Annotated in this window: 16 protein-coding genes; all 16 read left to right on the top strand. The window is 55.2% G+C overall.

Features of this window, described 5'->3' with window-relative positions; genetic code table 11:
* Positions 1-26 precede the first annotated feature (26 nt).
* The 16 genes from mutL (at position 27) to FYJ35_RS07020 (ending at position 19,659) form a co-directional block, all read left to right on the top strand.
* Positions 27-2,171, top strand: a complete 2,145-nt coding sequence (gene mutL / locus FYJ35_RS06945) for a DNA mismatch repair endonuclease MutL (protein WP_154524952.1) — start codon at positions 27-29, stop codon at positions 2,169-2,171.
* A 74-nt stretch (positions 2,172-2,245) separates the two neighbouring features.
* On the top strand, positions 2,246-3,220 hold the full coding sequence (gene miaA / locus FYJ35_RS06950; protein WP_154524954.1) for a tRNA (adenosine(37)-N6)-dimethylallyltransferase MiaA: 975 nt from the start codon (positions 2,246-2,248) through the stop codon (positions 3,218-3,220).
* 32 nt (positions 3,221-3,252) lie between these two features.
* Entirely contained in the window at positions 3,253-4,530 is a 1,278-nt protein-coding gene (locus FYJ35_RS06955) for a methionine gamma-lyase family protein (protein ID WP_154525144.1), read from the top strand.
* A complete protein-coding gene (locus FYJ35_RS06960) occupies positions 4,506-5,804 on the top strand; it encodes a BaiN/RdsA family NAD(P)/FAD-dependent oxidoreductase (RefSeq protein ID WP_154524956.1) in 1,299 nt (432 codons plus the stop codon). Before FYJ35_RS06955 ends, FYJ35_RS06960 begins: the two co-directional genes overlap by 25 nt.
* A 29-nt stretch (positions 5,805-5,833) precedes the next feature.
* On the top strand, positions 5,834-7,666 hold the full coding sequence (locus tag FYJ35_RS06965; protein ID WP_154524958.1) for an NAD(P)/FAD-dependent oxidoreductase: 1,833 nt from the start codon (positions 5,834-5,836) through the stop codon (positions 7,664-7,666).
* A 139-nt stretch (positions 7,667-7,805) separates the two neighbouring features.
* Positions 7,806-8,567 (top strand): RadC family protein, encoded by a 762-nt coding sequence (gene radC, locus FYJ35_RS06970; protein ID WP_154524960.1) that lies wholly within the window; start codon positions 7,806-7,808, stop codon positions 8,565-8,567.
* Entirely contained in the window at positions 8,567-9,568 is a 1,002-nt protein-coding gene (locus FYJ35_RS06975; RefSeq protein ID WP_154524962.1) for a rod shape-determining protein, read from the top strand. The genes radC and FYJ35_RS06975 overlap by 1 nt, the downstream gene beginning before the upstream one ends.
* A gap of 15 nt (positions 9,569-9,583) precedes the next feature.
* Positions 9,584-10,660 (top strand): rod shape-determining protein MreC, encoded by a 1,077-nt coding sequence (gene mreC, locus FYJ35_RS06980; RefSeq protein WP_154524963.1) that lies wholly within the window; start codon positions 9,584-9,586, stop codon positions 10,658-10,660.
* Complete coding sequence (gene mreD / locus FYJ35_RS06985) at positions 10,657-11,160, top strand: rod shape-determining protein MreD (protein WP_154524964.1); 504 nt, start codon at positions 10,657-10,659, stop codon at positions 11,158-11,160. The genes mreC and mreD overlap by 4 nt, the downstream gene beginning before the upstream one ends.
* A gap of 8 nt (positions 11,161-11,168) precedes the next feature.
* Positions 11,169-14,072, top strand: a complete 2,904-nt coding sequence (locus FYJ35_RS06990; protein ID WP_154524965.1) for a penicillin-binding transpeptidase domain-containing protein — start codon at positions 11,169-11,171, stop codon at positions 14,070-14,072.
* Positions 14,073-14,100: 28 nt separating this feature from the next.
* Positions 14,101-14,850 carry a septum site-determining protein MinC gene (locus FYJ35_RS06995; RefSeq protein WP_154524966.1) on the top strand — a complete coding sequence of 250 codons (750 nt, stop codon included), beginning with the start codon at positions 14,101-14,103 and terminating at the stop codon, positions 14,848-14,850.
* A 19-nt stretch (positions 14,851-14,869) separates the two neighbouring features.
* Positions 14,870-16,036 (top strand): FtsW/RodA/SpoVE family cell cycle protein, encoded by a 1,167-nt coding sequence (locus tag FYJ35_RS07000; RefSeq protein ID WP_154524967.1) that lies wholly within the window; start codon positions 14,870-14,872, stop codon positions 16,034-16,036.
* Between the two features lie 36 nt (positions 16,037-16,072).
* Complete coding sequence (locus FYJ35_RS07005; RefSeq protein ID WP_154524968.1) at positions 16,073-16,477, top strand: methylglyoxal synthase; 405 nt, start codon at positions 16,073-16,075, stop codon at positions 16,475-16,477.
* 28 nt (positions 16,478-16,505) lie between these two features.
* Positions 16,506-17,579 carry a D-alanyl-D-alanine carboxypeptidase family protein gene (locus tag FYJ35_RS07010; RefSeq protein WP_154524969.1) on the top strand — a complete coding sequence of 358 codons (1,074 nt, stop codon included), beginning with the start codon at positions 16,506-16,508 and terminating at the stop codon, positions 17,577-17,579.
* 133 nt (positions 17,580-17,712) lie between these two features.
* Complete coding sequence (locus tag FYJ35_RS07015) at positions 17,713-18,135, top strand: twitching motility protein PilT (RefSeq protein ID WP_154524970.1); 423 nt, start codon at positions 17,713-17,715, stop codon at positions 18,133-18,135.
* A gap of 141 nt (positions 18,136-18,276) precedes the next feature.
* The gene (locus FYJ35_RS07020; RefSeq protein WP_154524972.1) at positions 18,277-19,659 is read left to right on the top strand and encodes an HlyD family efflux transporter periplasmic adaptor subunit; all 1,383 of its coding nucleotides are present in this window, start codon (positions 18,277-18,279) and stop codon (positions 19,657-19,659) included.
* The last annotated feature ends 13 nt before the right edge of the window (positions 19,660-19,672 follow it).

Consider the following 19,672-nt stretch of genomic DNA (forward strand, 5'->3'; position numbering starts at 1 on the left):
AAAAATCAGGATGAAAGGAGGGCGTCATGGCAGTAATCCATCTGCTGGAGCAGGCGACAATTGACAAGATTGCGGCCGGGGAGGTCGTAGAGAGGCCGAGAAGCATCGTCAAGGAGCTGACCGAGAATGCCATCGATGCCGACGCGACGGCCATTACGGTGGAGATCAGGGACGGCGGCATTGCGATGATCCGGGTGACCGATGACGGAGCCGGGATCCCGGCGGACCAGGTGCGCACGGCCTTCCTGCGCCATGCCACCAGCAAAATCGAGAAGGTCGATGATCTGACCAGCATCCGATCCTTCGGATTCCGGGGTGAGGCACTCTCCAGCATCGCTGCCGTCAGCCGTGTGGAGCTGATCACAAAGCCTCAGGAGAGCCTGGTCGGAACCCGGTACCGTATCGAGGGCGGGATCGAGACCGGGATGGAGGAGATCGGGGCTCCGAACGGATCCACATTTGTCTGCCGGGATCTGTTTTACAATACACCGGCCAGACGAAAGTTCCTGAAATCGGCGCAGACGGAGGCAGGGTACATTGCGGAGTTTGTCGAACGGCTTGCGCTGTCCCATCCGGAGCTGGCGATCAAGTTCATGTCCAACGGGGCGACAAAGCTGGCGACCTCCGGAAATGGAAAACAGGCGGATGTCATCTACCGTATCTTCGGGCGGGAGATCAGCGGAAATCTGATCGAGGTGGATCAGACCGACGAGGATACCGGCATGCATCTTCACGGGTTTCTCGGAAAGCCGCAGATATCAAGAGGGAACCGGACCTACGAAATCTACTATGTGAACGGACGGCTGATCGCAAGCAATATTCTGTCAAAGGCGGCAGAGGAGGGATATGAGACCTTCCTGATGCAGCACCGTTTTCCTTTTCTGATTCTGGCACTGGATCTCGACGGGACGCTGGTCGACGTCAATGTTCATCCGGCCAAGGCACAGGTACGCTTTGCGGACGGCCCTGCTGTATACAATTTCGTGAAGACAGCTGTGAAAGGTGCGCTGACGCACAGGGAGCTGATCATCCGTACCGGTTTCGGGAAGGACGATCACGCCAAGGAAGCAAAAAAGCTGGCGCGGGAAGTGCTGAAGAAGGAAGCGGCTCCGGAGCCGTTCGAATTTCAGCGAAGGCAGCAGCTTTCGGAGGAGACAAATCCGGGATGGAAGGCGCAGGACGCTTCATCTGCGAGCCTGCCTGACAGTCAGGGGGCAGGTCACAGAAGAGAGGGCACCGCAGCGGCTTTTGGAGCAGGAAACGGCTACGATTTCCGGAAGCTGAGGGAAGAGCGTCCGGCTGCGGCAGACTCCCCATACAGCCCCATGTACCCGGGCATATCCGGTCAGCGGGAGGAGTCTGTCAGACGGAGCAGGCTGGCTGAAGAAAAAAACTTTCTGGACCGGGCGGCTTCATTTCTGGACGCCCATCACAATTTTCAGGGCAAGGAAGACAGCTGTCAGGGCCGGGAAGCGGAAAAGAAAGCTTCTGCAGTGCCTGCTGCAGGGGAGGCGATCCTTACAGGGAGACAGATGACCCTCGAGGAGCTCGGACAGGAGGATGACAACGCCGTTTTCCTGTCAAAAGAGCATGTCAAGGAGCACCGTCTCATCGGTCAGGTGTTTGATACCTACTGGATTGTGGAATTCAGAAATAGTCTCTATATCATCGACCAGCATGCAGCCCATGAGAAGGTCATGTTCGAGCGGCTGATGAAGCGCTTCCGTGACAAGGAGGCGGCTTCCCAGCGGCTGAGTCCTCCGATTATCGTTTCGCTGACGATGGCAGAGGAAGATCAGCTGAGAGCGCACAGCGACACATTTGCGCAGCTGGGATTTGAGATTCATCCGTTCGGTGACAGGGATTATGCAATCTCGGCTGTCCCTCAGGATCTGTTCGGGCTGGCAGAAAAGGAGTTTTTCCTGGAGATGCTCGACCAGCTGTCTCCGGATACCGGGAAGACATCGATGGAGGAAGTGACGGCGAGAATTGCGACGATGGCCTGCAAGGCAGCCGTCAAGGGCAACACGAGACTGAGCACGATGGAGGCGGATGCTCTGATTACGGAGCTGCTCTCGCTGGATGATCCATACAACTGCCCGCATGGACGCCCGACCATCATCTCCATGACAAAGAGCGAGCTTGAGAAAAAATTCAGGCGAATCGTCTGATCCCTGACAGAGAAAGAGTGAAAGGCAGGGATGGCGCAGGCAGCCAGAAGGGCGGAAGCTGAAAGGAAAGAGCTATGGGGCAGGAAAAAGAAAAGAAAAAACTGATCGTGCTGACGGGACCGACTGCCTCCGGCAAGACAGCGCTTTCCGTCCGCCTGGCAGAGAGGATCGGCGGGGAGATCATTTCCGCAGATTCCATGCAGGTTTATCGGGGAATGGACATTGGGTCTGCGAAAATCCGTCCGGAAGAAATGCGGGGTGTTCCGCACCATCTGATCGACGTTCTGGAACCGGATGAGTCGTTCGATGCCGCGCGTTTCCAGCATCTGGCAAAGAAGGCCATGGACGGGATCTGGTCGAGAGGACACATTCCGATCCTGGCGGGTGGAACAGGATTTTATATCCAGGGCGTCGTCTATGACGTTGATTTTACGGAGAATGACGGGGATATGAGCCTGAGGCGGGAGCTTGAGGCGATAGGAAGGGAACCTTCCGGGAAAGAGCGGCTGCACGAGATGCTCAGAAGGGTGGATCCGGATGCGGCAGAGCAGATTCATCCAAACAATGTCAAGCGGACGATCCGTGCCATTGAGTACCATCAGCAGACCGGGCAGACGATGTCAGCCCACAACCGTGAGGAGCGTGGTAAGACGTCTCCCTACAAGTTCGTATATTTTGTCCTCGAGGACGAGCGGGAGGTTCTCTACCGCCGCATTGATCAGCGCGTGGAGGAAATGATCCGGCAGGGGCTAGAGGAGGAGGTCCGAACGCTTCGGGCAAGGGGCGTCACCAGAGAGATGACGTCCATGCAGGGGCTCGGGTACAAGGAAATGATGGACTATCTGGACGGGCTGATTCCATACGAGGAGGCTGTCCTCCGGATTCAGCGGGATACCCGGCATTTTGCAAAGCGTCAGCTGACCTGGTTTCGGCGTGAGCGGGATGTGACATGGATCCGGAAGCAGGATTATGGGCGGGATCCGGACAGGATTCTTGCGGCGATGCTCGCTATTCTGCAGCAGCGCGGCATCATTCAGACAGAAGAATAAGAGGAGGACATGGGAAAGTGATACAGCCTTCAATGGAGAAGATGGCGGAGACGATGGGCGTTTCCAGAGAGATCTATGAGCTTGGAGAGCGGACGGCGGAGAAGCTGGAGCCCCGTTTCCGTGAGGTTGACCGGACCGCCGAATACAATCAGATGAAGGTCGTCGCAGCCTTTCAGAAGAACCGGATCTCGGCGGAGCATTTCAACGGATCGACGGGATATGGCTATGACGATGCCGGAAGGGATGATCTCGAGAAGGTCTATGCCGACACGTTTCACACGGAGGATGCGCTTGTGCGTCCGCAGATTACATGCGGTACGCATGCCCTGTCCCTGGCGCTCTCCGCAAACCTGCGTCCGGGCGACGAGATGATCTCGATCAGCGGGAAACCGTATGACACCCTGGAGGAGGTCATCGGCATCCGGCCGTCGAGGGGGTCACTGGCAGAGTACGGCGTGAGCTACAGGCAGGTTGAGCTGAAAGCGGACGGCAGCTTTGACTTCGAAGCGATCAAGCAGGCGCTTGGGGAAAAGACACGCCTGGTGGAGATTCAGCGTTCGAAGGGGTACCTGACGCGCCCTTCGCTCAGTGTCGATGCCATCGGGAAGGCCATCCGGTTTGTCAAGGAGCGCCGGCCGGACATCATCGTTATGGTTGACAACTGCTATGGCGAGTTTGTCGACCGGGTGGAACCGTCCGACTTCGGGGCGGACATGACAGTCGGATCGCTGATCAAGAATCCGGGCGGCGGGCTGGCCCCGATCGGAGGCTATATTGCCGGAACGAAGGAATGCATCGAGAACTGCGCAGTCCGGCTGACCTCCCCGGGGCTGGGCAGAGAGGTCGGAGCAAGCCTGAATGTGCTCAGGCAGCTTTACCAGGGCTTCTTCCTGGCGCCGACGGTCACGGCGGCGGCGCTCAAGACCTCGATCTTTGCAGCCAGTCTCTATGAGCAGCTCGGCTTTCACGTCATTCCGGACAGCAAGGAGCGGAGAAATGACATCATTCAGGCCATTGAGTTCGGATTTCCTGAGGGTGTCATCCATTTCTGCGAGGGCATTCAGCAGGCGGCCCCGGTTGACAGCTATGTGACGCCGCAGCCTTGGGCGATGCCGGGATATGATTCGGACGTGATCATGGCAGCCGGGGCGTTCGTTTCAGGCTCCTCGATCGAGCTGTCGGCGGACGGCCCGATCAAGCCTCCGTACGCCGCCTATTTCCAGGGCGGACTGACCTTTGCGCACGGGAAGTTCGGAATCCTGAAGTCTCTTCAGAGGCTGTATGAGTGCGGTGTGGTGAAGCTGTCATGAGGCGGCGGGTTCTCATCTTGGGTTGCGGCGCAAGCGGCATGATGGCGGCGATCGCCGCGGCAAGGGCCGGCGCGGACGTCACCGTGCTTGAGGCGATGAAGCTTCCGGGAAGGAAGCTTCTTATGACCGGCAACAGCCGCTGCAACCTGACAAACACGGCGCCGAGAATGGCGGCCTCCTACCTGTCGGAACATGAGCGCGAAGCTGTCTCGATGGCAGCCTCGGTGCTTGGCCAGTTCTCTGTGAACGACACGCTGGATCTTTTTCACCAGATGGGACTTCTGACGACAGTGGAGCACGGAACCTATGTCTACCCGCTGTCAGGTCAGTCTGGCAGCGTCCTCGAGATTCTGCTCCAGCAGATGAAGGAGCTGGGTGTCCGCCTGCGGTATGCGTGCCGTGCGGTGGGGCTTGAGCATACAGAAACGGGATGGGTGGTTCTTACGGACGGCTGGAAATACGAGGCAGATGCCGTCGTCCTTGCCTGCGGCTCAAAGGCGGCGCCGAAGACCGGCTCCGATGGAAGCGGCTATCTGCTGGCGAAGGCGCTTGGCCTGCGTGTCACGAAGGTTGTTCCTGCACTGACGGGGATTGCCGTCCGGGATGGCAGAAGGCTGCTTCCTTCACTTGCCGGCGTACGCATGACAGCAGGGGTCAGTGCGTGGGCGGACGGGATTCCGCTCTGCAGGGACATCGGCCAGCTCCAGTTCACAGCATCGGATTTGTCCGGAATTGTGGTCTTTCAGGTCAGCCGGAAGGTATCCAGGGCGCTGGAGGAAGGAAAACAGGTGGAACTAAGGCTGGATCTGATCCCGACGTTCACCGAGGATGAGGTGGAGACAATCCTTGCGCATTATGGGCAGAACCATCCGGAGGCGCCGGTGCGGCTGGCTCTCTGCGGTCTTCTGCCGCAGCAGCTGATCCAGACTGTTCTTGACAGATGGACAGCCGGGAACAGGCAGCGCGGGGAGCGCATTCCGGATACAGCAGGCAGCATGGACCGGATGTTTATCCGGAGCCTTTCAGAGCTGATCAAGGACTTCCGGCTGAAGGCGGACCATGTCCGCGGGTTTGACAGCTGCCAGGTCTGCGCCGGTGGCATCGCACTCGGCGAGGTGGACGAAAAGACACTGGCCTGCCGAAGGCAGGCGTTTTCCGGCCTTTACATTGCAGGGGAGCTGCTTGATCTTGACGGCCCCTGTGGCGGGTATAACCTGCAGTGGGCCTGGTCGAGCGGCTATGTGGCCGGAAAGCACGCGGCAGAAGGCTGCTGACCGACGCAGGGACCGGAGAGAGGAGACATATGATACAGATTGCCCAGATCAAGTGCCGGCCGGATGAGGGGGCGGAGGCTCTCCGGACGAAGGTATGCAGAATCCTGCACCTTCGTCGGGAGGATGATTTCTCGATGCAGATCCGGAGAAAATCTGTCGACGCCCGGAAAAAGCCGGATCTCTTCTATGTATTTACCGTTGATGTCATGCTGAATGACCCGGGGCTGGAACAGAAGATCCTGGGCAGAAACAGAGACCGGAATGTCACCAGGGCTCAGGAGGTCCGGTATACCCTTCCGTCAGCAGGAACAGGACAGGTCCGGAAATCGGAACGGGGAGGCGCAGCTTCTGGAATATCGGCTGAAAATCAGAATTCCTCATGCCGGGAAGCCATAGATGAAAGCGGGGAAAAGCTTTGCGGGCAGATGGAATCGCTGAGGCCGGTCATCGTCGGGACGGGACCTGCTGGACTGTTTTGCGGCCTTTCTCTTGCGCGGTCAGGCCTGCGGCCCATCCTGATTGAGCGCGGGCAGAGCGTCCTTCAGCGGACGGAGTCGGTGGCCAGGTTCTGGGAAGGCGGCAGGCTGAATCCGGAATCGAACGTTCAGTTCGGGGAAGGCGGGGCAGGTACATTTTCAGACGGAAAGCTCAATACAGGGGTGAAGGATGCCTTCGGGAGGATCCGGTTTGTGCTGGAGACCTTTGTGGAGGCAGGCGCCGATCCGGAGATTCTGTATTCCTATAAGCCGCACATCGGAACCGATGTGCTGAGAGGAGCGGTCGCGCACATCCGGGATGAAATCATCGCCCGCGGCGGGGAGGTCCGCTTCTCGGAAAAGCTGATCAGTGTGAAACCGGCAGGGAAAGCCGCCGGCCGCAGCGATCGGGAGATCTGGGAGATTGTGACCGAGCGGCAGCAGAGGGACAGGGAACCGGAGACCTTGAAAACCCATCTGCTGACGGATGTACTGGTGCTGGCAGTCGGACATTCCGCGCGCGATACCTTCCGGATGCTGTACGATACAGGGTTGAGCATGACGTCGAAGGCGTTCGCCGTCGGACTTCGGATTCAGCATCCGCAGGGAATGATTGACAGGGCGCTCTATGGGGCGGAATGCCCGTATGAGATGCCGCCCGCACCGTATAAGCTGACACACCGGCTTCCGGACGGGCGGGGCGTCTATTCGTTCTGCATGTGCCCGGGGGGCTATGTCGTCAATGCATCGTCGGAGGAGGGGCTTCTGGCGGTCAACGGCATGAGCAATCATGACAGAGGCTCCGGCTTCGCCAACAGCGCGATTGTCGTTACCGTGTCACCCCAGGACATCCGGGGATATCTCAGCGATATCCGGAAGGAACATCCGGACATTCTGTCAGGCAACAGGCCGGATCCGGAGCTCTTTGCCGGGGTAGAGTTTCAGCGTCGCCTGGAGCGGGCTGCTTTTCTTGCCGGGCGCGGCGCCATTCCGGTCCAGACATTTGGAGCGTACAGGGAGTCCCTGCGCAGCCCGGAGTCCATGGCAGAAGCGGAAGCATGGAAGACCGGACCGAAGTTCCGGGGACAGTATGCGGCCGCCGATGTGAGAAGCATCCTGCCGGAGCAGATCGCGGGAGCAATCGAGGAAGGGATTCTGGCATGGGACAGGCAGATTCACGGGTTTGCGGATCCGTCTGCTCTCCTTGCCGGCGTCGAGAGCCGGACATCCTCGCCGATACGGATCGAGCGTGGAGAAGACCTTCAGGCTCTTCATTTTCCAGGCATCTATCCCTGTGGAGAGGGGGCGGGCTATGCAGGCGGCATCACATCGGCAGCCGTCGACGGCCTCAGGGTTGCGGAAGTCATCGCCGCACTTGAAAGATGACAGCCTGAGACGGAAGCCGGAAATGGACGTTCCTGGCATTTGACTTTAGAGGAAGCATTCATTAGAATAAACTGCAAGGCTTTTCAGGCAGGCGGCTTGGAGCCTTTCGGGTGGGAGAATGTGCGCATGGTGCGTACACATGAAACAGAATCATCAGTCGGTTTATCCAAGACAGGAAGGCTCTGCTGCACTCCGGAAGCTGCGTGAAGAGGAGCGGCCTTATGAAAAGTGTGCCTCAGCAGGGCCGGGTGTGCTCACGGAGGTTGAGCTTCTGGCTGTTGTGCTCAGAACAGGAGCGGAAGGCATCTCTGTTATCGAGATGTCAAGAAGCCTGATGGATTCCTTCGGCACAGAAGGGATTGCCGGACTTTGCAGTGCGACTGTCCCGGAGCTGATGAAGGTGCGCGGGATCGGCAGGGTGAAGGCCATGCAGCTGATCTGCATCGCTGAACTGTCCAGGAGGATTGCCAAGTCGGTGAGGGGAAAGACGCCGTTTTTCAGCCAGCCGCGGGAAGTTGCCCTCTATTATATGGAAGATCTCAGGCACAGGCGGCAGGAGATGGCGCTTGTTGTGATGCTTGATACCAGGGGACGTCTTCTGGGCGACGAGGTGATATCGAGCGGAACTGTGAACGGGACGGTCATCGGGGTGAGGGAGATCTTTATCAGCGCGCTGAACCACAGAGCTGTCTCCATCATCCTCATTCATAATCATCCAAGCGGGGAGCCTGATCCGAGCCCGGAGGATATCAGTCTGACACAGCGTGTCAGGGATGCCGGCAGCGTGATCGGGATTCCGCTTCTCGACCATATCATTATCGGAGACAGAAGAGCGGTCAGTCTCGCAAAACTGATCAGGGATCCGGATGCAGGGCGATCTGCTGCGGAGGAGATTCTTTAATGCTTTTTACAAATATGGTGGGTGTCGACCTGGGGACCGACACGCTGAAGCTCCGCGACAAGAGCGGAGAGAAGTTCATGGAGAGCAGGGATATGATTGCCGTCAGCGGCAGACGGGTTCTTGCAATCGGGAACGATGCGTGGGAGATGCTCGGAAAGAATCCGAGGAGTATCCGTGTTTCCCGTCCGATGGCGGGCGGTGTCATTGCAAATGCCTCTGACATGGAGATAGTTCTGACGCAGACACTCAGAAAGTTTACGACCTTTTCACAGAAGAGCGCGGGGATCTGTCTCGCAGTTCCCTCTCAGGTCACGCCTGTAGAGCAGAGAGCCTTCTACAATGTTATGAATTCCACACTTAGTCCCGGGAAGGTTCATCTGGTCGACAAGGCTGTGGCGGATGCCGTCTCGGTGGGGCTGCCGGTGCTCAGCCCGGCGGGCCATATGATTGTGAACATCGGCGCGGATACGACGGAGATCGCCGTCCTCTCCGAAGGACAGGTGGTGATCGGGCGTACGATGCGGGAGGGCGGCCTGGAGCTTGACCGGGACATTGCGACGATGGTCAGGCGTAAATTCAACATCAGCATCGGGGAAAGGACGGCTGAAAGCCTGAAGAACAATCTGGCTTTCATGATCAACGGCCCCCGAATTGAGCAGAAGGTGTTCGGGATCCACATGCTTTCCGGTCTTCCGAAATCCGACATGATCCCGGCGCTGGCGGTCTCCGTGTCGGTGCTCGGTACGGTTGACCGTATTGTGGAGGAAATCCGGTCTGTTGTGGACAGAACGCCTCCCATGCTTCGGAAGGATATTATGAGAGAGGGGATTTTCCTGACAGGCGGCGTGTCCATGCTGCAGAATCTGCCGATTTATATTCAGAAGCAGCTGTCTCTTCCGGTGTATCATATACAGGACCCGAAGAATTCGACAATTCGCGGGATTGTGACAATGATCAATGAAAAGGAACTGCATCCTCTGATGCGGTCGCCAGTCTGGTGAAGGAGTCCGGTCAAGATGAATCAAGATAAAAAAAGCGGAAAGACCCTGCTTAGCGTGATCACCGTCATCTGTGCAGGTCTGATTGCACTTTCCATCATATTTCCGGATGCTGCGTCCGGGCCGGCCGGGAATGTCGTGAAGGTTCTGGTCACGCCGCTTCAGAGAAGCATGAACAGCTTCGGACAGTACCTGTCCGGGTTGTCGACAAATCTGGAGGGATCCGCAAGCCTGCAGGAGAAGAACAAGGAACTTCAGGAAAAGGTTGACAAGCTGACGGCAGAGAACAGTGAGCTTGTGCTGAATAAGGAAGAGCTGACACGACTGCAGACGCTGCTCGATCTGAAAAACCAGTATTCGGATTATGATATGGTTGGGGCAAACGTGGTCTCAAGGGGAAGCAGCAACTGGTACAACACGTTCACGATCGACAAAGGGACGAATGACGGAATCCAGGTTGACTGCAACGTCATAGCAGGGGCAGGACTCGTCGGCATTGTGACGAAGGTCGGGCCGAACTGGGCGACTGTCCGCTCCATTATTGACGACGACAGCAATGTCTCCGCGATGGTATCGACAACTTCCGATACTTGTATTGTAGCAGGGAACCTGCAGCTGATCGACCAGGGAACCATCTCACTGGTGAAGCTTCTGGATGACAACAATCACGTACATGTCGGAGACAAGGTTGTGACAAGCAACATCTCGGAGAAGTACCTGCCCGGGATTCTGATAGGATATATTTCGGAGCTGAACAACGATGCGAACAACCTGACAAAGTCCGGTCAGCTGACACCGGTTGTGGACTTCAGGCATCTTCAGGAGGTTCTTGTCATCCGGACGCTCAAAAATTATGTAGCAAGCCAGGACGATGCAAAGAATGACAAGGCAGAGCGTGCCAAAGCGGCCGCGGGAGCGGCAGACGAGTCGGAGACGGCAGCTTCTGAGGCAGACCAGGCCAAAGGCACAGGAAGCGCGAACGCGGATGCTGCCGGCGATCACACTGCCGCCGCGAGTCCGGAAAACGGGAACACAGCCGGCGGAGACGGAGCGGAAGCCGGCACGGCCGGTCAGAATGCGGGAGGCCAGGAATGAAAAGACGAATTGCTCTGACACTTCTGTGCATCGTAACGGCTCTCCTTCAGACTGCATGGCCGGAGGCGCTCTGCGTTGCATCCATCGGGCCGAATCTGGCAGTCATTCTGACGGCGAGCTTCGCACTGATGTGCGGGAGCCGGACCGGCATGCTGATGGGCTTCTGGACCGGCATGCTGATCGATCTGTTCTCCGGCGGAAGGGTTGGCTACTATGCGCTGATCTACGCATGGACCGGTTTTCTGGCTGGCTTCGCATACCGAATCTTTTATGATGACGATATCAAGACACCGATGCTTCTGATCGGGCTGTCTGATCTGCTGTGCGGGCTGTACCAGTATATTGGCTCCTTTCTGCTGAGGGGAAGGATTCATTTCTTCTTTTACTTCGGAAGAATCATCATCCCGGAGCTGATTTATACGGTCATTCTCGGGGTTTTTGTCTATCAGCTGAACTACCTGATCAATAAAAAGACAATCAGGGGTTATTTTTCCGTGTGAGGCGAAAATTGAAGGATAGAGAGAAAGAGAAAAAAAGCAGGAAACGGATCAGTTCCATCGGGCTGAAGCCGAGGGTTGCCATCATCGTGGTGCTTTCCCTTGTCATGACTGCGGTCATGATCATCCGGCTGTTCACGCTTCAGATCATCAATGGAGAGAACTATGATGAAAATCACACCATGCAGATTCTCCGGACCAAGACCCTCAAGCCGACGAGGGGGGAGATCTACGATGTAAACGGCAAACTGCTGGCCTACAATCAGCTGGTGTACGATGTGACAATGGAGGACAGCGGCAGCTACGGGAGCAGCCGTGACCACAACCTCGCCCTCAATGGCATCCTCTACAATGCCATCAAGGTGATCGAGAGTCATGGGGACAGCGTGTCTGACGATTTTCAGATCAGCCTGGATGCAGACGGACAGTATGTCTACAACGTGAAGGGGTTCAACCTCAGCCGGTTCAAGGCAGACCTGTTCGGCTACAAGACAATCGATGAGCTTTCTCCGAAGCAGACGGACATGAGTGCAGCGGACATGATCGCTCTTCTGTGCAGCGACAAGTACTTCGGTATCGGGACAGAAAGCGTCAGGAAAGCAGATCGTGAAAAGTGGAATCTTCCGGAAAGCTACACCCCAGAGGAAGTCCTGAAGCTGTGTCATTTCCGGAGCCTGCTTCAGCAGAACAGCTATCAGCGGTACAACGCTATCACGATTGCGTCGGATGTCAGCTCCGAGACGGTCTCACAGCTTCTGGAGAATACCGGGGAGCTGAAGGGAATCCAGGTGACAGAGGACTACAAGCGGGTTTACAACGATGCGGTGTACTTTGCACCGATTATCGGGTACACCGGGAAGGTTTCAGAGGACGAGCTGAAGGATCTGCAGCAGAAGGATTCCTCCTACGATTCGACCGACGTTGTGGGGAAGGTCGGCCTTGAGAAGGAGATGGAGACGAGTCTGCAGGGCAAGAAGGGATCGGAGACGATCTATGTCGACAATTTGGGCAGAACCCTCTCCGTCGATTCGATCAGACAGCCTCAGGCAGGAGATTCCATCTATCTGTCGATTGACGCCGATCTTCAGAAGGTCTGCTACCAGATTCTGGAGGAATACATCGCCGGCATTGTCTGGGCGAACATTGTCGACACGGAATCAATCAATACGGAATACATCACGTCCGCTGACCAGGTCCGAATCCCGGTCTACGACGTGTATTATTCCCTGTTCGAGAACAATGTGCTGAGTGTTTCACACCTTTCGAACGCGGATGCGTCTGACAACGAGAAGGAGGTATATCTGCAGTTCCAGAAAAAGGCCGCTTCGATTTTTAAGGATCTGAAGAGCCAGCTGACAAGCGATACGCCGACCATCTACAATGACCTGTCAGATGAGATGAAGGTCTATCAGTCCTATATCGTCGACACCATGCTTCCGAATGCGGGCATCCTGAATACGGAGGCTGTCGACAAGACAGACCAGACCTATAAGGCGTGGAAGGCCGGCACCATCAGCCTGAAGGACTATCTGTCCTATGCAATTTCCAAGGACTGGATCAACATCGATGGAATCGTGCAGCAGACCAGCTACATGGATTCCAATGAAGTCTATTCATCACTGGCCGACTACATCGCGGCAGATCTTCTGAAGGATACAGACTTCTGCAAGCATGTTTTCCGCTATATGCTGATGGAGGGCTCTCTGTCCGGATCCCAGATGTGCCTGCTCTTGTTTGACCAGGGTGTCCTCAAGATGAATGAGCAGGACTACAATAACCTGTCAGACGGATCTCTTTCCGCTTACGATTTCATCCGGGACAAGATCTACAATCTGGAAATCACCCCGGCGCAGCTGGCGCTGGCACCCTGTTCCGGGGCCATTGTGGTGACGGATCCGTCAAACGGAGCGGTCCGCGCCTGTGTCACCTATCCGGGATATGACAGCAACCGGCTCGTCAACGAGATGGATTCGGACTATTACAACAAGCTGGCCACGGATCTGTCGAGTCCGTTCTACAGCCGGGCAACCCAGGAGCTCCTGGCGCCGGGTTCGACTTTCAAGCTGGTCACGGCGACCGCCGCGCTCAGCGAGGGCGTGCTGAGCCTCGGGGAGACGATCTACTGCTCTGGTATCTTCGAGCAGACAGATAAACCAATCAAGTGCTGGATCTACAATGAAGGCGGCATCCACGGGACGGAGGATCTGGTCGCGGGCATCAAGAATTCCTGCAACTTTTTCTTCAATACGCTGGGCTACCGGCTGGGTTCCGAGGGCGGGACGTACAACGATGACGACGGCGTCAAGAAGCTTCAGCAATATGCTTCCCTGTACGGGCTGGACTCCAAGTCCGGGATCGAGGTTCCGGAGACGAGCCCTCATCTGCTGACCTACGATGCAGTGCGTGGTGCGATGGGGCAGTCCGACAACGCCTACACCGTATCGGAGCTTGCCCGCTATGTGACCACTATCGCAAACTCGGGCAGCTGCTATGATCTGTCCCTGATCAGCAAGACAACCGATTCGAACGGGAATACGGTGACGGAGCATGAGCCGAAGCTGCACTCCCAGGTATCGATGCCGCAGGAGGACTGGAACGCCATCCACGAGGGAATGAAGCAGGTGGTGCAGAACAGCAGCGCCTTCACCGGATACAGCGGTGTCAGCGTATCCGGAAAGACCGGAACCGCACAGGAGGTTGTGACAAAGCCGAACCATGCGCTGTTTGTCGGCTATGCCCCGTCTGACAAGCCGACGATGGCGCTGGCTGTCCGTGTCGCGAATGGCTACAGCTCCGCGAATACAGCCGCCATCGCAAAGGACGTCGTCAACTACTACTTCAACCAGAAGGATCTTTCCGAGCTCACGCCCGGGCATGCGATTCAGGTACAGAGCGGAAACACAAGAAATGACTAAACCAGCAGATTCAGCAGGGAGATGAAGGATGGCCTCGTTTGAACTCAAAAGCAACCAGTATGTTCTCACGCTTCTGTGTGCGCCGGATGTCCCGTTTGAGACCTTGCTTGAGGATGTTCGGGACAAATTCCGGAAAAGTGCGAAGTTTTTCAAAAACGGGCAGATGGCGGTGCGCTTTCAGGGAAGGGGGCTGAGCGATGAGGAACAGCGCCTTCTTGTGAAGGCGATTACGGACAGCTGTCAGCTCGATATCACCTGCATCATTGATGAGGATGCCTCCCGGCAGGAGAAGGAGGCCGAGCTGATTGCAAAGAGCATCCGTGATACAACCGAGAACTCAGCGGCCCTGGTCACGCAGTCTCTGAAAAATGGTCAGCGGCTGTCTTTTGGCCGGACTGTCGTGATTCTGGGGGATGTACAGCCCGGCGCTGAGGTGGTGTCGGACGGCAGCATTGTCGTGCTCGGGATTGCCATGGGCATTCTGAGAGCCGGGGCATCCGGGAATGAGCATTCATTCATATCCGGAACGGTGCTGAAGCCATTTGAGATATCGATCGCCGGACACAGGGCTGTCTCGGGAATCCGGAAAACGGAGATTGACAGAGAGTATGCACCGGATCCGAAGGTCGCCTGTCTGAGGGAAGGGCATATCAGCCTGGAGCCGCTGTCGGGTGACTTGTTCGATGCCATTCTTCATGGTAAAAAACTGCCCGGGAAAAATTCCAGGGGAGCTGCTGACAGCATGACGGGGACGGACGCCCCGCAGAAAAAGGCCTGATGCCGGGAGAGGAATCTTCATGTTCAGACAATATCGAATCAGAAATTACAGCTTCCCGCTCGCAGGGGCATGCATTCTCCTGGCCACGATCGGGCTGCTTGTCATCGGAAGCGCGCAGGAGTCCTATCAGTCCAGACAGCTTGTCGGAATGGTCATCGGGATCATTGCAATGGTTGTCCTGTCGCTGTCGGACTATACGTATCTGCTGCATTTCCGCTGGATTTTTTATGCCGGGGTATGTCTGCTGCTGGCGGCTGTTCTGGTTTTCGGCGAGAACATCGGCGGTGCGACAAGGTGGATCACGATTGCCGGGATACAGTTCCAGCCCTCCGATCTGATGAAGCTGGTGCTGATCCTGTTTTTCTCGGGCTTCTTTGCACATTATGAGAATCGAATCAATTCGCTGTGGATGATACTGCTCACGCTTGTTCTCGCAGGAATTCCGCTGTTTCTGACCCTGAAAGAGCCGGATCTCTCGACGACCATTGCGACAGCAGCTGCATTCTGTGTTATAATGTTTGCAGCCGGGCTCAGCATGAAGATTGTAATCGGTGTGCTGGCAGTGGCGATCCCGGCTGTTCTGATTGTTCTGAACAGATTGCTGAACCAGCCGGGAATCGGGGAGAAAAACTACCAGGTTCTCCGGATTCTCGCGTGGCTCCATCCGACACAGTACCCGGAGGCCTCCATGCAGCAGCAGAATTCGATCATTGCGATCGGTTCAGGCCAGCTGTTTGGAAAGGGACTCAACAACGATGCCATCAACTCTGTCAAGAATGGCAATTTTATCTCTGAGTCACAGACGGATTTTATATTTGCGGTTGCAGGCGAAGAGCTTGGATTTGCCGGCTGTGTCCTGATTGTCATCCTGGAGCTGATCATCGGGCTTTTGTGCATCCGGATTGCAATGAGGGCAAGAGATAAGGCAGGAGCGCTGATCTGCATCGGAATGGGCAGTCTGATCCTGATTCAGAGTACACTGAATATCTGCGTGACGACGGGGCTTTTGCCGAATACCGGGATCACGCTTCCGTTTGTCAGTTACGGGAACACGAGTCTTGTGATCTTCTTTGCAGGAATCGGCGTCTGCCTGAATGTGGGACTGCAGCCGAAAAAAGAATATGTCCCCCGGAGGAGGGGACCGGGCAAGGCGGAGGTACGAAAAACCTATCGCTATCTGCCATAACAACTCACCTGACGGTGATGGGAAGGAGGTTTCCCTATGAATGTTGGACTAATCGCTGACGATGCAAAGAAAAAACTGATGCAGAACTGCTGCATTGCCTACAGGGGAATTCTCTCCCGTCACCAGCTTTACGCGACGGGAACGACCGGAAGGCTGATTCAGGAAGCTGCGGGGCTGAACGTCCACAAGCTGCTGGAAGGGCATGTCGGCGGAGAGCAGCAGATGAGTGCCATGATTGAACAGAATCAGATGGACCTTGTTCTGTATTTCCGGGATCCGGACAGAGAAACCGGTATCCGCAACGGCAACTCGGATCTCACAAAGGCTATCAGAAGCTGTGATATCCATAACATTCCGCTTGCAACGAACATCGCTTCCGCGGAGATTCTCCTGAAGTCTCTTGACCGGGGCGACCTTGACTGGCGCGAGATGTACCGCTGAGTGCGTCCGGACAGCCTGAACAGATGATATGAGAAAAACAGAACAGAAACCTGATTATTATACACAGCGTGAATGGAACAGAATACAGGCCAGAGAAACAGAGGAAAGGCAGAAGAATCTGAAGCTTGCACTCATAGCCACTTTTCTGCTGGTGCTGACCGCCTGTGCCATCTGGGCTGTGTACTTTTATGTCTTCCGGTCGCATGATGTTTCCCTCCTGGAAGCCTACTCCGACAGCAGCACTGTTTTCGGTCTTCCGGGAGCTGGAGACAGGATGAGTGCGGATCCGTTTTCCAAGGGGCTGTGCGTGACAGATTCGGATGTGAATCCGGATGCGGTCTTTATCACCTCCACAGAGGGAGCGCTTTTCGATGTGACCGGTCAAAAGGTGATCTATGCAAAGGATATCTTCGAACAGCGTCCGCAGGCCTCTCTGACAAAGCTGATGACAGCGCTGGTGGCTTTCAAGTATGGCAACCTTGACGACGTTGTGACGGTGACAGAGACAGCAAACGATATTGAGGAGGGTTCCTCTGTCTGCGGGCTGCATGTCGGTGACCAGCTGACGCTGAAGCAGCTTGTATATGGGATGCTCATTGCCTCCGGCAATGACGCCGCAATGATGGTCGCGGAGCATGTCGGCGGCTCGGTGGACAAGTTTGTACAGATGATGAATGACGAATCTGTGAAACTCGGAGCGACCCATACGCATTTTGTGAATCCCTACGGCATGACGCAGGACAATCATTATACCTGCGCCTATGATGTCTATCTGACATTCAACGCGCTGATGCAGTATGACCTGTTTTTGGACATTATCGGCAGAAAAACGTATTATGCCGAGTACAAGGATGGGACGGGAGATGCCTACGGGAACACATGGACGACAACGGACCATTATCTTGATGGAAGTGCGGAGACACCGGATAATGTGACGGTCTACGGAGGAAAAACCGGCACGACGGATGCTGCCGGTGCCTGCCTGAGTATTCTGTCGAAGGATGCATATGGGAATCCGTACATTTCTGTTATTCTGAATTCACAGGATAAGGAGCAGCTGTATGTCGATATGACCCAGATCCTTTCACTTGCCGGCAAGTGAGGGTGGAGATATCTCCGGATGAACTTGTTTCAACTTGTTTGATGAACAGTTCTTGAATTTGAGAGGGCAATCGTTTATACTGATTTCAGAGCATTTGCATGAACCGATCCCGAATATAAGGAGGAAACGACATATGATACAGTTCATCATTGGAGAAAAGGGCAGAGGCAAGACAAAGGTACTTCTGGAAAAGGCGAACAACGAGATCAAGAATGTAAGCGGGAACGTTGTTTACCTTGACAAAAGTACACAGCATATGTATGAACTGAACAATAAAATCCGTCTGATCGATATGACAAATTTCCCGATCAAGGACAGTGACGAATTCTTAGGCTTTATCTGCGGCATCATTTCCCAGGATCACGATCTTGAATATGTGTACCTCGACAGCTTCCTGAAGATTGCGAAGCTTGAGGAGGGCGGGGATCCGGTACCGGCCCTGAAGGAACTGGAGGACATCTCGAAGCAGTTCGGCGTCCATTTTGTCGTGAGCATATCCCTTACAAAGCAGCAGCTTCCTGAACAGTACCATGACGCGGTGATTGCAGAGCTGTGATCACGGCAGGTTCATGAATTGACCAACTGAATGAAATCCAAACATTCAACACAGAGGTGTTGAAAAACTGAATACGGCGGGTTTCCGGACGCTTGAAGCCGGCAGCCCGCCGCCTTTTGTATGTATAAGAGGGCAGGATCTTTGACTGGTACAGAAAAGAAAAAAAAGAATAACCGGAAAATCATCCGCCTGGACAATCGGTTCGATCTCAATATCGGAACGATTCTGTTCGGTATGATCCTGATCTATCTGATCATTATCTTTGTGGTTTATCTGACACGTGAAAAGGTGACACCTTATGAGGTTGTCAGCGGCTCGCTCTCCGGCAACTACAGATACAGTGCACTCGCGCTGAAGTCCGAGCAAGTGGTGCAGGCGCAGGAATCAGGCGTGGTCACATATTATGCTCGTGAGGGTTCGAATGTCGGAAGCGGGGAGCTGATCTGTTCTGTCGGAGGGCAGGCAGATGAATCCGGCAAGAAGGCATCCGTTCAGACAAGTCTTTCGGATGAGGAGCTGACCTCTGTCAAGAGCATGCTTTCGACGTACAGCGCGAACTCCGGTCCGAATGATTTCTCTTCCGTCTATAACCTGAAGGCGGACCTGGAAAGTGTGATTCTCCAGTCTTCGATCGATGAGAATGCAGGTCAGTACGTGAGCGGCAGCTATCAGTCCCAGAGCGCCGGGTTTGTCGTCTACTCTGTCGATGGCTATGAGCATACAGAAGAGTCGCAGCTTGACGCGGATATGTTTGGAAAGCGGGCTTACAAACGCGAGAACCTCCGGCTTCACAAGAGCGTCTCGGCGGGCGATGATATCTATAAGCTTGTAACCAGCGAGACATGGTATTTGTATTTCCCTGTAGATGACCAGCTCCGCATTCAGCTTGACGGAACAGAAAGAATCCGAGTCCGCTTTCTGAAAGACAACAGCGTTTTTACGGCTCCGTTTACAATCATTTCCGGGAAGGACGGTTATTACGGGAAGATCACGCTGACAAACTCGCTGGTGCGGTTTGCAGAGGACAGATTCCTCGATATCGAACTGATCCTGAGTAAGGCAGAGGGACTGAAGATACCGGTTTCAGCCATCGTCAGCAGGGATTTCTACAGAATACCTGCAGAGTATGTCACGGTGAGTCAGTCTTCTGAGAAGGAGGTCTATCTCCAGACCCAGACATTCCGCAGCGACGGATCCGCGCAGAACCGCAATTTCACAGCGAATGTATACGCGAAGGATACGGATTCCAACACATACCTGGTTGATGCCTCTGTGCTGAAGGATGGTGATTATATCATTATGCCGGGCACAGAGAAAAAATATGAAATCTCGGACGATGTGAAGGAGACGGTCCAGGGCGTTTACAACATCAACAAGGGATACGCGGTATTCCGCGAGGTGAACATTGTCGACCAGAATGAAGAATTCTGCATCGTCAATCCCGAGAATACCTATGGGCTTTCCGCGCACGACCGGATTGCACTGGATGCTTCCAAGGTGAAGGAAGATGAAATCATTGCCTGAGACCTCGGAAACC

This window comes from Porcincola intestinalis (assembly GCF_009696445.1).
Lineage (GTDB): Bacteria > Bacillota > Clostridia > Lachnospirales > Lachnospiraceae > Porcincola > Porcincola intestinalis.

Excerpts from the sequence above, each read along its gene's own strand:
- FYJ35_RS06955 (WP_154525144.1), top strand. The coding sequence starts at position 3,253 with ATGGAGAAGATGGCGGAGACGATGGGCGTTTCCAGAGAGATCTATGAG.
- mreC (WP_154524963.1), top strand. The coding sequence starts at position 9,584 with ATGAATCAAGATAAAAAAAGCGGAAAGACCCTGCTTAGCGTGATCACC.
- FYJ35_RS07000 (WP_154524967.1), top strand. The coding sequence starts at position 14,870 with ATGTTCAGACAATATCGAATCAGAAATTACAGCTTCCCGCTCGCAGGG.
- FYJ35_RS06995 (WP_154524966.1), top strand. The coding sequence starts at position 14,101 with ATGGCCTCGTTTGAACTCAAAAGCAACCAGTATGTTCTCACGCTTCTG.
- FYJ35_RS07015 (WP_154524970.1), top strand. The coding sequence starts at position 17,713 with ATGATACAGTTCATCATTGGAGAAAAGGGCAGAGGCAAGACAAAGGTA.
- mutL (WP_154524952.1), top strand. The coding sequence starts at position 27 with ATGGCAGTAATCCATCTGCTGGAGCAGGCGACAATTGACAAGATTGCG.
- FYJ35_RS07010 (WP_154524969.1), top strand. The coding sequence starts at position 16,506 with ATGAGAAAAACAGAACAGAAACCTGATTATTATACACAGCGTGAATGG.
- miaA (WP_154524954.1), top strand. The coding sequence starts at position 2,246 with ATGGGGCAGGAAAAAGAAAAGAAAAAACTGATCGTGCTGACGGGACCG.
- mreD (WP_154524964.1), top strand. The coding sequence starts at position 10,657 with ATGAAAAGACGAATTGCTCTGACACTTCTGTGCATCGTAACGGCTCTC.
- FYJ35_RS06965 (WP_154524958.1), top strand. The coding sequence starts at position 5,834 with ATGATACAGATTGCCCAGATCAAGTGCCGGCCGGATGAGGGGGCGGAG.
- radC (WP_154524960.1), top strand. The coding sequence starts at position 7,806 with ATGAAACAGAATCATCAGTCGGTTTATCCAAGACAGGAAGGCTCTGCT.
- FYJ35_RS06975 (WP_154524962.1), top strand. The coding sequence starts at position 8,567 with ATGCTTTTTACAAATATGGTGGGTGTCGACCTGGGGACCGACACGCTG.
- FYJ35_RS07005 (WP_154524968.1), top strand. The coding sequence starts at position 16,073 with ATGAATGTTGGACTAATCGCTGACGATGCAAAGAAAAAACTGATGCAG.